We start from the raw sequence: 12,782 nt of genomic DNA on the forward strand, positions 1-12,782 counted from the left end.
CTATACCAAGGTTGCGCCGAGCGCCCGGACCAAGCTCGCCAATCCAGGCGCCTCGCCCAATAACCTGACTCGCAGCCCGTCGATCTCGCGACGAACCGGGTAATGCTTGCGCAGTCCGTCGAAGGCCGCGCGGCGCTGGGTGTCATCACCCAGCAGGCTGCGGCGGAAGTCGGCATCGTCGCGGCGCGGGTCGTAGACCGCCCGGCACAGGGTAGCCAGCGCCCAGTCCGGGTCACAGTTTGTATCCAGGGTGAGCTCCTCCAGCCATGGGGCTGGCAACAGCTCATCCAGCACTACCGTTTCGGGCAAGCCCTGCGTTCGGCAATAGGCCTGGTAGATCTGCGCCGTGCCGCGCAGCTTGCCATCCAGGCTGTATCCCGCAATGTGCGGCGTGGCGATGCGGCACAGCCCAGCCAACTCGACGTCTGCCTGAGGCTCCCCCTCCCATACATCCAGCACTGCCCGAAGGTCGTTACGACGAGCGAGGACAGCGCGCAACGCCTGGTTGTCCACCACACCACCGCGGCTGGCATTGATCAGCCAAGCGCCGGACTGCAGCTCGGCCAGGCGCGCTTCGTTCAGAAGGTGATGTGTCGGGTGTTCGCCAGCGTGGCTCAAAGGTGTGTGCAAGCTGATGGTGTCGCATTCCCGAAGGATGGTCGCAAGATCCACATAGTCGCCCCCTTCCATCGCCTGCCGTGGCGGATCGCAAACCAGCACGCGCCATCCCAGCCCACGTAGAACGTCCACCAGCCGCCCACCCACCTGGCCTGCGCCAACCACACCGTAGGTGCGAGATGCGAGTGCGACGCCGACCTCCTCGGCCAATGCCAGCAAGCTGCCAAGCACATAGTCCACCACCCCGCGGGCATTGCAGCCCGGAGCACTGGACCAGGCAATACCGGCCTCCTGGAAGTAGTCGAGATCGAGATGATCGGTGCCGATCGTACAAGTACCGACGAAACGCACGGGACTGCCGGCAAGCAAGGCCCGGTCGACCCGAGTGACCGAGCGCACCAGCAGCACTTCGGTATCAGCCAGGACGGTGGCGTCTATCGAACGCCCAGGCAGTCGGCGGATCTCGCCCTGGCCGGCAAAGAAGGCATCGACCAGGGGAATGTTTTCATCAGCGACGATTCGCATGGCAGGCTCCAGCAAAGGTTGGCCAATTCTACGCGTTCCCGTGGGACACTGCGCTGCCCCTTTCCTGACCAAGGCGTCAGGGCGTAGACTAGCCGTCCTTCAGCCTCCCCTGTCCCGTTCCGCCGGCAGCCTACCTGCAAAGGCTGGGACAGAGCACCGCTGCGAGCCCGTCGCAGCCAGGCAGCTTTCCGACCATTGCCAGCCACCCAACATGGACGCCCCTGCCACGTGCAGTGGATGCCTGATTGATATGGAACTATCCGTGCCCCATTCGTCATCCCGTTTCGACCGCAGCCTGGCCGAGGTACGGGCACTTCTTAAGCTGGCCCTACCGATCATGATCGCCCAGCTCTCCAACTCCGCCATGGGCTTCGTCGATGCTGTGATGGCCGGACGTGTCAGCCCGCGAGACCTGGCCGCTGTAGCGCTAGGTAATTCGATCTGGATTCCTGTGTTCCTGCTGATGACCGGCATCCTCCTCGCCACCACGGCGAAAGTCGCCCAACGGTTCGGCGCTGGCCAGCAGGACGAGATCGGTCCGCTGGTGCGTCAAGCGCTTTGGCTGGCCCTGGTGGTCGGCATCTGCGGCTCTGTACTGCTGCTCAATGCTCGACCGGTACTGGTGTTAATGGGGGTGGACGACGCGCTGGTCACGCCAAGCATGGGCTACCTGCAGGGCATCGCTTTCGGACTGCCCGCCGTGGCTTTCTATTATGTCTTGCGTTGCTACAGCGACGGCCTCGGCCGGACCCGTCCGAGCATGATTCTCGGACTCTGCGGCCTGCTGCTGAACATCCCGCTGAATTATGTGCTGATCTACGGCCACCTCGGCTTCGCGGCCATGGGTGGCGTCGGTTGTGGCTGGGCAACAGGCACGGTGATGTGGTTCATGCTCCTGGGCATGCTGGTCTGGGTCATCCACGCGCCAGCCTACAAAGCGAGCCGGCCGCTCAGCCACTTCGAGAAGCCCAAGTGGCCGGAGATCAAGCGGCTGCTAGGCATCGGTACGCCCATCGGCGTCGCTGTATTCGCCGAGTCCAGCATCTTTGCCGTGATCGCCCTGCTCATCGGTGGCCTGGGGGCCACAGTAGTGGCCGGGCACCAGATTGCCCTCAACTTCAGCGCGCTGATGTTCATGATTCCCTATGCCCTGGCAATGGCTATCACCGTGCGGGTCGGCCAAGCCTTGGGCCGGGGGGAACCACGCGCAGCACGCTTTGCTGCCGGCACCGGCCTTGCCACAGCACTGGCCTATTCCTGCCTCTCGGCCAGTCTGATGCTGCTGTTCCGCGAAGAGATCGCGAAGATGTATTCGCCAGATCCGCAGGTCATCGCCGTGGCAGCGATGCTGATCGTCTATTCGGCGCTGTTCCAGTTCTCTGACGGCATTCAGGTCACCGCCGCAGGTGCGCTACGCGGCTATCAGGACACCCGCGCCACCATGGTCATTACCCTGTTCGCCTATTGGGGCATCGGCCTGCCGGTTGGTTATGCGCTCGGGCTGTCCGACTGGCTGGGCGAGCCGAGCGGGCCCAAAGGATTGTGGCAGGGGCTGGTGGTCGGGCTGACCTGCGCGGCGGTTCTGCTGGGCTGGAGACTGGTGCGCAGCGCCCGCACGCGCATTCGGCGCGCTACGTCGCTTGGACCTACGTGATGCCGGCTGCGGCCGCAACCCGACTGATGCTTACTCGTCCGGGTGAGCCGGCACAGCGGCCAGCGACTCCCAGTATGCGGGACTCAGGAAATCGCGCCCCGCCAACAGGTGTTCGAGATAGCTCCGCGTCGGCCAAAGCCCCGCTTCCCGCATGGCAGGGTTGGCAACATAGACCCAGGCTGACTGGACGCCCAGTGTGGTGACGATCGGCATCCGTTCGCGGCTGTAGAACACCGGGGTTCCTTCGAAGGGATCCATCTTGAAAATTTCGTCCTGGTGCTCCAGGCGATAGAGAACACCCTCCACCACGCCGCCGCGCTGGTAACGGATATTGGCGTAGGAGCGTCCGGGCCGATCATGTGCTCGCTTGTCGAAACACAGCACATAGCCTTCCAGACGCCCCGGCAACGCCTCGCTGAACACCAACCCACGAGTGTGCATGCGCGCCGGGTTCATGTTGGATCCGTAAGCAAAATAGAACGGCATCAATCAGCCTTCTTGCGAATCCAGTAGAGGTAGGTACCTGACTCTTCGGCCTGCTCGAGCAGTTCATGTCCAAGGAACATGCAGAACTTGGGGATATCGCGACGAGTGGAAGGGTCGGTGGCGATGACCTTGAGCAAGCCACCGGCCGGCAGGTCACGTACCTTGTTGTGCAACATCATCACCGGCTCGGGGCAGTTGAGGCCGGTGGCATCGAGAATGGCTTCAGGCTGATCGGACATTGGGGGACTCCAGAAACTGGCTGTCATTGTCGCGCAAAGCGGCGAGCACGCCCAGCCTTGCCGGGTACCGTTCGACATCCGGCCAACCTCGCTGGCCATTCCTGTCGCACCAGCGCAGCATGGTGCTTCCGCATGGGGAGAATGACGCCATGGCTGATGCCGCGACTCGTGACGCTCGCTGCTGGTGCGTCAAACGCCTGGACGACAACGGCAACGAGTTCATCCTGCGCGATAGCCTGACCCGCGCCGAGGCCGAGCGGCTGGCCGCCGAGTATCAGGATCGGGGGCACAAGCAGAGCTATTGGGCGAGCCGGATGGCCAATTGAGTCGTAGGGGCGAATAAATTCGCTCTATCTGCGTTGAGTGTTGCAAGTGGCGGCATTCCTTGTAGGAGCGGGGGGACGCCGAGTTCTTGCTCGCGAACCGGCCCCTTTTGCGAGCAAGCTCACTCCTACAACGCTCTCAGCCCGGCCATTGATTGCTAGTAACAGCTAACCCAGACATAGCCAATAAGTTCGCCCCTACAAGGAATCCCCTTGAATAAGATCACAACCTGCGCAGGTGGCAGGTGACTTCCTCGCGGTCGTGATAGAGCTGTTTGCAGGCGATGGACACTTTCAAGCCACGAGCCTTGAGGCCCTCGTCGACGCGAGCGAGCAGGCGTTGCACTTCGGCATAGCGCTGCTTCATCGGCAACTTGAGGTTGACCACCGCCTCTTTGCACCAGCCCTCTCCCAGCCAAGTCTCGATCATCGCGGCGGTACGCGCAGGTTTCTCGACGATATCGCAGACCATCCAATTCACCGGCCGGCGTGGTTTGAAAGCAAAACCGTCAGCACGCTGGTGGTCCACCAGCCCGGAGTACATCAGGTTTTCCGCCATGGGGCCGTTGTCGACCGCGGTGACCTTGATGTTCCGATTGACCAGCTGCCAGGTCCAACCACCCGGCGCAGCCCCCAGGTCCACGGCGGTCATGCCGGGCGCCAGGCGCTGATCCCACTGGTCGCGCGGGATGAAATGGTGCCAGGCTTCTTCTAGCTTGAGAGTGGAGCGGCTAGGTGCCTCGCGGGGGAACTTCAAACGTGGAATGCCCATGGGCCAGAGCGCCGAGTTGTTCGATTCAGCTACGCCGACGAACGCTTCACGGCCACTGCGAAAAGTCAGCAGCAGGCGCGGCCTCTTCGGGTCGTCCTGCAACCGGCTGGCCTTGATCAAGGCGGTGCGCAGGGGCTTTTCGAACTTGCGGCAGAAATTCGAGAGCTCCTTACCTTCGTTGGTATCGAACACTTCCAGCCAGAGACTGCCGCACACTGGATAATTGGCCAGGCTCTCAAGCAACACACCGATGCGGTCGTTCTCCGGCAGTTCGACATATTCGCCTCGCGCCCACTGGCGCGGGAATATCAGTTGGTTGAAGCGCACACGGCGCATCAGGTGCTCGGCACCGCCGGGCTCGCTGCAGATGAACTCGGCATAAGCGCTGTTCGGTTTTGCCTTGGCATAGCCAGCCACATCCAGACGCGCGGCCTGCTCGGAAATCTCGGCACAAACCTCGCTTTCGAAACCGGGGCGGCAGTGCAACAGCAAAGTGTTCATCGGGGCTCCTCCTGGGCGCGCACTATAGTGCCGCCGCGGCAGTTTTCACACATCCCAATCAGCAAAAACCTTCATTCAAAGTCCTGCGAATGCGCGGGCACCGGGAACTCCCTGGCCACCCTCTCGGTCGGCTGAGATGGCGAGGCCCGCCAAGCAGAGCTAGTTTGTAAAGCTCCGCACGTGCAGCCGGCCCATGCTGTGTGGGCCCAGAGGAGATTTACGATGCCTTCGCTAGATAGCCTGAATTGCCATCGCAGCCTTGAAGTTGCAGGCAAGACCTACCAGTACTTCAGCCTGCCGGAGGCGGCCAAGCGCCTTGGCCAGATCGACAAGTTGCCGATGTCGATGAAAGTGCTGCTGGAGAACCTGCTGCGCTGGGAGGACGACGAGACCGTCACCAGTGACGACCTGAAAGCCATGGCCGCCTGGCTTGGTCCACGCAACTCGGAGCGCGAGATCCAGTACCGCCCGGCGCGGGTGCTGATGCAGGATTTCACCGGCGTACCGGCAGTCGTCGACTTGGCCGCCATGCGCGCGGCTGTGGCCGCCGCGGGCGGTGATCCACAACGGATCAACCCGCTCTCCCCGGTGGATCTGGTGATCGACCATTCGGTGATGGTGGACCGCTTCGCCACACCGGCTGCCTTCGAGGAGAACGTTGAGATCGAGATGCAGCGCAATGGCGAGCGCTATGCCTTCCTGCGATGGGGCCAGCGAGCCTTCAACAACTTCAGCGTGGTACCGCCCGGCACTGGCATCTGCCACCAGGTCAACCTGGAATACCTGGCCCGCACCGTCTGGACCCGCGAAGAGGACGAGCAGACCTGGGCTTACCCCGACACCCTAGTCGGTACAGACTCCCACACCACCATGATCAACGGCCTCGGCGTGCTTGGCTGGGGTGTCGGCGGCATCGAAGCAGAAGCGGCAATGCTCGGCCAACCGGTGTCGATGCTGATTCCGGAGGTGATCGGCTTCAAGCTCACCGGCAAGTTGAAGGAGGGCATCACCGCCACCGACCTGGTCCTCACCGTCACCCAGATGCTGCGCAAGAAGGGGGTAGTGGGGAAATTCGTCGAGTTCTATGGCGACGGCCTCGCTGACCTGCCACTGGCCGACCGGGCCACGATTGCCAACATGGCGCCGGAGTATGGCGCCACCTGTGGTTTCTTCCCTGTTGACGACATCACCCTGGGTTACCTTCGCCTGTCCGGCCGCTCAGAAGAAACGGTGCAACTGGTCGAGGCATACAGCAAAGCCCAGGGACTGTGGCGCGAGCCGGGCCATGAGCCATTCTTCACCGACACCCTGGCGCTGGACCTGGGCAGTGTCGAAGCCAGCCTCGCCGGCCCCAGGCGCCCCCAAGACCGCGTTCCGCTGCCGCAGGTACCGAAGGCCTTCGATGACCTGCTCGGCCTGCAACTCAAGTCGGGGGGTGCTCCTGCCGCCACAAGCGTGCTGGTCGAGCAAGATGACGGTCAACGCTATCCGCTGGAAAACGGCGCCGTGGTCATCGCAGCCATCACCTCTTGCACCAACACCTCCAACCCAAGCGTGATGATGGCCGCCGGCCTGGTCGCCAAGAAAGCCGTGGAGAAGGGCCTGACCCGCAGACCCTGGGTCAAGAGCTCGCTGGCCCCTGGCTCCAAGGTGGTGACCGAATACTTCAGGGCCGCCGGTCTTACGCCCTACCTCGACCAACTCGGCTTCAACCTGGTGGGTTACGGCTGCACCACCTGCATCGGCAACTCCGGACCGCTGCTGGCGCCCATTGAGCAGGCAATCCAGCAGGCCGACCTGACGGTCGCCTCGGTGCTTTCGGGCAACCGCAATTTCGAGGGTCGCGTCCATCCGCTGGTCAAAGCCAACTGGCTGGCATCCCCACCGCTGGTCGTGGCCTATGCGCTGGCCGGCACCGTACGTCTGGACATCAGCCAGGAGCCGCTGGGGCAGGACCAGAAGGGCAAGCCGGTGTACCTCAAGGACATCTGGCCCAGCCAGAAGGAAATCGCCGAGGCGATCCAGAAAGTCGACACTGCGATGTTCCGCAGGGAATACGCCGAAGTGTTCTCTGGCGATGAGCAGTGGCGCAACATCCTTGTGCCGGAATCCGACACCTATGCGTGGCAGACAGACTCCACGTATATCCAGCACCCGCCATTCTTTGCGGACATCTCCAAAGCCCCACCCAAAGTGGAGGATGTGCGTCAAGCGCGCATCCTCGCCCTGCTGGGCGACTCGGTCACCACCGATCACATCTCCCCTGCCGGCAACATCAAGGCCGACAGCCCAGCTGGTCGCTACTTGCGAGAGCATGGTGTGGAGCCCAAGGATTTCAACTCCTACGGCTCACGACGCGGCAACCATGAAGTGATGATGCGCGGCACCTTCGCCAACATCCGCATCAGGAATGAAATGCTCGGTGGCGAGGAAGGTGGCAATACCCTGCACATTCCCAGTGGTGAGAAGCTGGCGATCTATGACGCAGCCATGCGCTATCAGACGGAGGGAACTGCGCTGGTGATTGTGGCCGGCAAGGAATATGGCACCGGCTCCTCTCGTGACTGGGCCGCCAAGGGCACCAATCTGCTGGGCGTCAAAGCTGTGATCGCGGAGAGCTTCGAGCGAATCCACCGCTCCAACCTGGTGGGAATGGGCGTGCTACCGTTGCAGTTCGAAGCAGATAATGACCGCACGACGCTGTGCCTGACCGGCCGGGAGACCTTGGCAATCCTTGGCCTGACAGGCGCCAGCCTGAAGCCACACATGCCCCTGACACTGGAGATCACTCGCGAGGACGGCACGCAGGACAGGGTCCAGCTACTCTGCCGAATCGACACATTGAACGAGGTGGAGTACTTCAAGGCGGGCGGCATCTTGCACTACGTGCTGCGGCAGATGCTGGCGGCTTGATCCGCTGCGGTTCGGGGCTCGGCACATTTGTCCGAGCCCCGAACCGCCCCACGCTTTCTGACAGAGCCCACTCGTCGCGAGACTGCTGCCCCTGATATTCATCTACGCCAGCACCCGCCTGACAACGACACTCCACGCTCATTGCACCGCGCCCAGGGAAACCAACCCTTTAGAATGCACCGTCGAAAAAAGGCTCAACCTTAGCGCCTGGATGCCGATACAAGCAGCAGGCCTTCCGGAAGAACACCATGAGAAACAACCAACCTATCACCCAGCGTGAGCGCATATTCCCCGTTGAACAGCGTCTGATCTCCACCACAGACAGCAGGGGCGTCATCACCTATTGCAACGACGCGTTCATCGATATCAGCGGCTACAACCGAGAAGAGCTGATTCGCACCCCCCATAACCTGGTGCGACATCCCGATGTGCCGCCGGCGGTGTTCGCCCATATGTGGGCCACGCTCAAGAAAGGCCGCCCGTGGATGGGCGTCGTCAAGAACCGCTGCAAGAATGGCGACCACTACTGGGTCAATGCCTACGTCACCCCCATCTTTGAAGGCAGCCAGATCACCGGCTTCGAGTCCGTGCGCGTTAAGCCGACGGCTGAGCAGATTCGCCGTGCCGAGGCGCTCTACCAACGCATCAACTCCGGCAAATCCCCCATTCCAAAACGGGATCAGTGGCTACCGGTCCTGCAGGATTGGTTGCCCTTCATCCTGATCAGCCAGATCGGTTTCCTGATTGGCGCCTGGCTCAACTCCCACTGGGGATTCCTGGCGGCAGCCCTCCTCTCGATACCGCTGGGTCTGATCGGCCTGGCTTGGCAGAACCGGGGCATCAAACGGTTGCTCCACCTCGCCGAGCAGGCCACTTCTGACCCGCTGATCGCTCAGATGTACACCGACAGCCGAGGCGTACAAGGCCGTCTTGAGATGGCCATGCTCAGCCAGGAGGCTCGCCTGAAGACCTGCCTGACCCGCCTGCAGGATACTGCCGAGCACCTGACCAAACAGGCCCGCCAGGCCGACACCCTCGCGCACAACAGCTCCGACGGGCTGGAGCGCCAGCGCGTGGAAACCGAGCAGGTCGCCGCCGCCGTGAACCAGATGGCGGCCACCACCCAGGAAGTCGCCAACAATGTGCAGCGCACAGCCGATGCAACCCAGGAAGCCAACCGCCTGACCAGCCAGGGCCGGACCATTGCAGCTGAAACCCGCGAAGCCATCCAGCGCCTGTCGCAGTCGGTGGGTGAAACCGGTGAGACCGTCACCCGCCTGGCCCAGGACAGTAATGAAATCGGCGGTGTCGTAGACGTGATCAAGGGTATCGCCGATCAGACCAACCTGCTGGCGCTCAACGCGGCGATCGAAGCCGCCCGGGCCGGTGAAATGGGCCGCGGCTTTGCTGTGGTGGCTGACGAAGTACGCCAGCTGGCACAGCGCACAGCGGAGTCCACCGGGCAGATCCACCAGCTGATCGCACAACTGCAAAAGACTGCCGAAGAAGCCGTGCTCATCATGGAAAACGGTCGTCGCCAGGCAGACGAGGGCGTCGAGCGAGTGCAACAGGCCGACCAGGCACTGGCTGGCATCAGCGATGCGGTCGCCAACATCGCCGACATGGCCGATCAAATCGCCGCCGCTACCGAGGAGCAGAGCGCAGTGGCCGAGCAGATCAACCAGAGCATCAGCAGCATCGCACACCTGGCCGACCAGACCTCGGGCGAAGCCCAGCGCACGGCCCTGCTCAGCGAGGAGCTGACCAATACCGCTCAAGGACAGTATTCGCTGGTGGATCGTTTCAACCGCTAAGCATTTCCATGCGTCAGCAAAAACGCCATCGCCCCGGTTCGGGGCGATGGCGTTTTTGTTGGTGGGCTCATCGCAGGCTTCTCCGTAGAACAAAAAGCCATGGCCCCTGCTGGGGCCATGGCTTTATCTCAAGACCTGAACAAGCGTCAGCGCGACGACGGCTCCAGTGCCACCTCGCCCGCGGCTGAGCGCTTGCGCAGTCCAAACTGGTAGGCCACCACTAGCACCACTAGAAACGGCACGCCGAACACCAGCGTCATCCTGAATACCTCGGTGAATGCCGTGGTCACCAGAATCGCCAGCATCAGTCCCAGCCCCAGCAATGTCGTCCAGGGGAACAGGCGCATCCGGAACGAAAGCTGCAAACCACCATTGCGCTCGTGGTAGCGACGGAAGCGATAGTGGGTCAGGAAGATCATCATCCAGGCGAACAACGCACCGAACATGGAGACGGCCATCATCAGTGTGAAGGATTCTTTCGGATAGATCAGGTTCACCAGGGTCGCCAGCGCAATGCCCACACAGGACAGCATCAGGGCATTGAGCGGCACGCCGTTTTGGCTCAGTCGCCCCATGGCCTTGGGCGCATGGCCAGCACGGGACAGGCTGAACATCATCCGGGTGGTGGTGTAGAGCTGACTATTCATGGCCGAGACAGCCGCTACCAGAATCACGAAGTTGAGCAGCCCTGTTGCACCGGGAATGCCAGTTTCCTGCATCACAGTGACGAACGGGCTCTGGGTGCCCGTCCCCGCTGTGTTCCAGGGCACAATGGCGAGGATCAGCGCCAGGGTCAGCAGATAGAACACCACTAGGCGCACGAGGGTCGCGCGGAAGGCCTGCTTCACGGCGCGCTGCGGGTCCTCGGCCTCACCGGCCGCCACCGCGATCATCTCGACGCTCAGATAGCTGAAGATGGAGACGATCACGGCAATCCACATGCCATGGATGCCATTGGGGAAGAACCCACCATGGGCACTATAGAGATGCACACCGTAGCCGTTTCCGCTGACTCCGAAGACCAGGTACGCACCAAGCAGGATGAATCCGACGATGGCACTGATCTTGATCGCCGAGAACCAGTATTCGAAGCGACCGAAGGTCTTCACACTGATCGCGTTGATCAACACCAGACCGGCAGAGAACGACAGGATCCAGACCCACTCTGCGACCTGCGGAAACCAGAATTTCATGTACAGGGCAACTGCCGTGACCTCCGTGCCCACAGCCAGGACGATCGCGGCCCAGTATGCGTAGCGCACCAGGAAGCCTGCCAGCGGGCTGACGTAGAACTCGGCATAGGCCCCGAAGGACCCCGAAGTCGGATGGGCAACCGTCATCTCAGCCAAGCACCCCATCAGCAACAAGGTGATCAGGGCGCCGATGGCATAACTGATGAGCACGCTGGGGCCAGCGAAACCGATGGCGAAGGTGCTGCCCATGAACAGACCAGTGCCGATGGCACCGCCGATCGCGATCATGCTCATTTGGGCGCTGGTCAACTGCTGCCGCAGCCCCTTCTCACGCCCGGCGATCGCCTGGAAACCATTGGATTCGTTCATTTCTTGTCTCTGAGTCTTGTGATTATTGAAAGCAGAAGCATCCGAGCCGGGCGCTACAGCAGGCTCAACGGATATTCCAGGATGACGCGGACCTCGTTGTTGTCCGCTGTGTCAGCCCGCGCCAGTTCGGCCGACGAGCGCAGGCTGGCTTGGCGCAGCCGCACGGACAGGTCCTTGACCGGCCCATCCTGGACCACGTAGCGCAGCTCGATGTCGCGTTCCCAGCGTTTGCCGTCACTACCATAACGGCCATAGGCGCCATTGGGACCACCGTCGTAATGGCTGTCATCGATGTGGTCGCCACTCACGTAACGAGTCATGAAACTAAGCCCCGGCACGCCGAATGCCGCCATGTCGAGGTCATAGCGCATCTGCCAGGAACGTTCGTTGGGGGCGTTGAAGTCGACAACCTGCACCGAGTTGGCAAGATAGATCGAAGTGCCGGGCTGACGATCGAAGCCCAGGTAGTCGAATGGCTCGTCGCCATGCACGCGCTGGTAAGCCAAGGTCAAGCTGTGCGGGCCCTGGCTGTAACGACTGGAAAGCGACCAAGTGGTGTTGTCGATTTCCCCTGCCCGCCGCTGCCCCTCATCGAGCGTGCGGTAGAGGTTGAGGTCGAAGGACAGGGCACGCAGCTCGTCCAGCTGGAAGACATGACCTGCGTTGACGTAGTACTGCCGCCAGATATCGTCGAAACGCGAGGCATAGAAGCTCAGGCTGGTTCCCCCAGCGGGGGCGAACGCCACCCCGGCGTAGTCCACATGACCAGTCTCGACCTGCGCGTACAGGGCCTTGAGCGCGCCATCGAAGTTGGTGGAGTTGCCGTCGTTGCCAGCAGTGAAATGACCAGCATCCAGCAACAGGTCATCGATTTCGCGACTGTTCAGCTGAAATCCGGTGGCCGTCGGCGTGAACAGGCGCGCAGCGCCAGTGCCGAACACCGGATTCATGGGCATCAGGTTGCCGTATTTCAGCTCGCTGCGTGATACCCGCGCCTTCACTGCGGCGCCTACCTCGGAGTACTCGTCCTCGGCACGGCCATCGGAGCCTACCGGCAGCAGGTCCGTACCCGTGCGCCCCTTGCCGCTGTCGAGCTTGAGACCCAAATGAGCATAGGCGTCGACACCAAACCCTACGGTGCCAGGTGTGTAGCCCGAAGCGAAGTCGAGCTGGAAGCCATGGGCCCACTCTTCCCTGTAGTTCTGGCCGCCTGGATTGTTCAGCAGGTTACGGTGGAAGTAGAAGTTGCGCTGCGTCAGCACCAGGCTGCTGTCGGCCAAGAGCCCGCCCGCAACCTCCTCTGCCATCAAGCCCGGACTGAACGCGCCCAGCAGCAGGAGTGGGCACGCCGAAGACATATTCAGCTTCATGGGTT

10 protein-coding genes are annotated in these 12,782 nt (G+C 62.1%); 4 read left to right on the top strand and 6 right to left on the bottom strand.

The window, feature by feature from the left end; all coding sequences use genetic code 11:
• Positions 1-1,143, bottom strand: coding sequence for a 4-phosphoerythronate dehydrogenase PdxB (gene pdxB / locus J7302_RS19925; RefSeq protein WP_215378667.1), 1,143 nt, complete (start codon positions 1,141-1,143; stop codon positions 1-3).
• A gap of 250 nt (positions 1,144-1,393) precedes the next feature.
• Here pdxB and J7302_RS19930 point away from each other — a divergent pair, with 250 nt between their 5' ends.
• Complete coding sequence (locus tag J7302_RS19930) at positions 1,394-2,797, top strand: MATE family efflux transporter (RefSeq protein WP_215378668.1); 1,404 nt, start codon at positions 1,394-1,396, stop codon at positions 2,795-2,797.
• A 30-nt stretch (positions 2,798-2,827) separates the two neighbouring features.
• Here the strand turns inward: J7302_RS19930 and J7302_RS19935 are convergent, their stop codons facing one another.
• Positions 2,828-3,283: a gamma-glutamylcyclotransferase family protein gene (locus J7302_RS19935; protein WP_215378670.1), complete on the bottom strand. Its 456-nt coding sequence runs from the start codon at positions 3,281-3,283 to the stop codon at positions 2,828-2,830.
• The gene (gene tusA / locus J7302_RS19940; RefSeq protein ID WP_215378672.1) at positions 3,283-3,522 is read right to left on the bottom strand and encodes a sulfurtransferase TusA; all 240 of its coding nucleotides are present in this window, start codon (positions 3,520-3,522) and stop codon (positions 3,283-3,285) included. Before tusA ends, J7302_RS19935 begins: the two co-directional genes overlap by 1 nt.
• 149 nt (positions 3,523-3,671) lie before the next feature.
• Here tusA and J7302_RS19945 point away from each other — a divergent pair, with 149 nt between their 5' ends.
• Positions 3,672-3,848, top strand: coding sequence for a hypothetical protein (locus J7302_RS19945; RefSeq protein WP_215378674.1), 177 nt, complete (start codon positions 3,672-3,674; stop codon positions 3,846-3,848).
• A 220-nt stretch (positions 3,849-4,068) separates the two neighbouring features.
• Here J7302_RS19945 and rlmM read toward each other — a convergent pair whose 3' ends face one another.
• Positions 4,069-5,118 carry a 23S rRNA (cytidine(2498)-2'-O)-methyltransferase RlmM gene (gene rlmM, locus J7302_RS19950; RefSeq protein WP_215378676.1) on the bottom strand — a complete coding sequence of 350 codons (1,050 nt, stop codon included), beginning with the start codon at positions 5,116-5,118 and terminating at the stop codon, positions 4,069-4,071.
• Positions 5,119-5,340: 222 nt separating this feature from the next.
• On the opposite strand from rlmM, the gene acnA reads away from it, so the two are divergent.
• Together acnA and J7302_RS19960 are read left to right on the top strand one after the other, a co-directional pair.
• The gene (gene acnA, locus J7302_RS19955; protein ID WP_215378679.1) at positions 5,341-8,031 is read left to right on the top strand and encodes an aconitate hydratase AcnA; all 2,691 of its coding nucleotides are present in this window, start codon (positions 5,341-5,343) and stop codon (positions 8,029-8,031) included.
• A gap of 248 nt (positions 8,032-8,279) precedes the next feature.
• Entirely contained in the window at positions 8,280-9,845 is a 1,566-nt protein-coding gene (locus J7302_RS19960) for a methyl-accepting chemotaxis protein (RefSeq protein WP_215378681.1), read from the top strand.
• 146 nt (positions 9,846-9,991) lie between these two features.
• Here the strand turns inward: J7302_RS19960 and J7302_RS19965 are convergent, their stop codons facing one another.
• Together J7302_RS19965 and J7302_RS19970 are read right to left on the bottom strand one after the other, a co-directional pair.
• Positions 9,992-11,407 (bottom strand): amino acid permease, encoded by a 1,416-nt coding sequence (locus J7302_RS19965; protein WP_215378683.1) that lies wholly within the window; start codon positions 11,405-11,407, stop codon positions 9,992-9,994.
• Positions 11,408-11,460: 53 nt separating this feature from the next.
• Positions 11,461-12,777: an OprD family porin gene (locus J7302_RS19970; protein WP_215378685.1), complete on the bottom strand. Its 1,317-nt coding sequence runs from the start codon at positions 12,775-12,777 to the stop codon at positions 11,461-11,463.
• Between the last annotated feature and the right edge of the window lie 5 nt (positions 12,778-12,782).

The organism is Metapseudomonas boanensis (assembly GCF_018704125.1).
Taxonomy (GTDB): domain Bacteria; phylum Pseudomonadota; class Gammaproteobacteria; order Pseudomonadales; family Pseudomonadaceae; genus Metapseudomonas; species Metapseudomonas boanensis.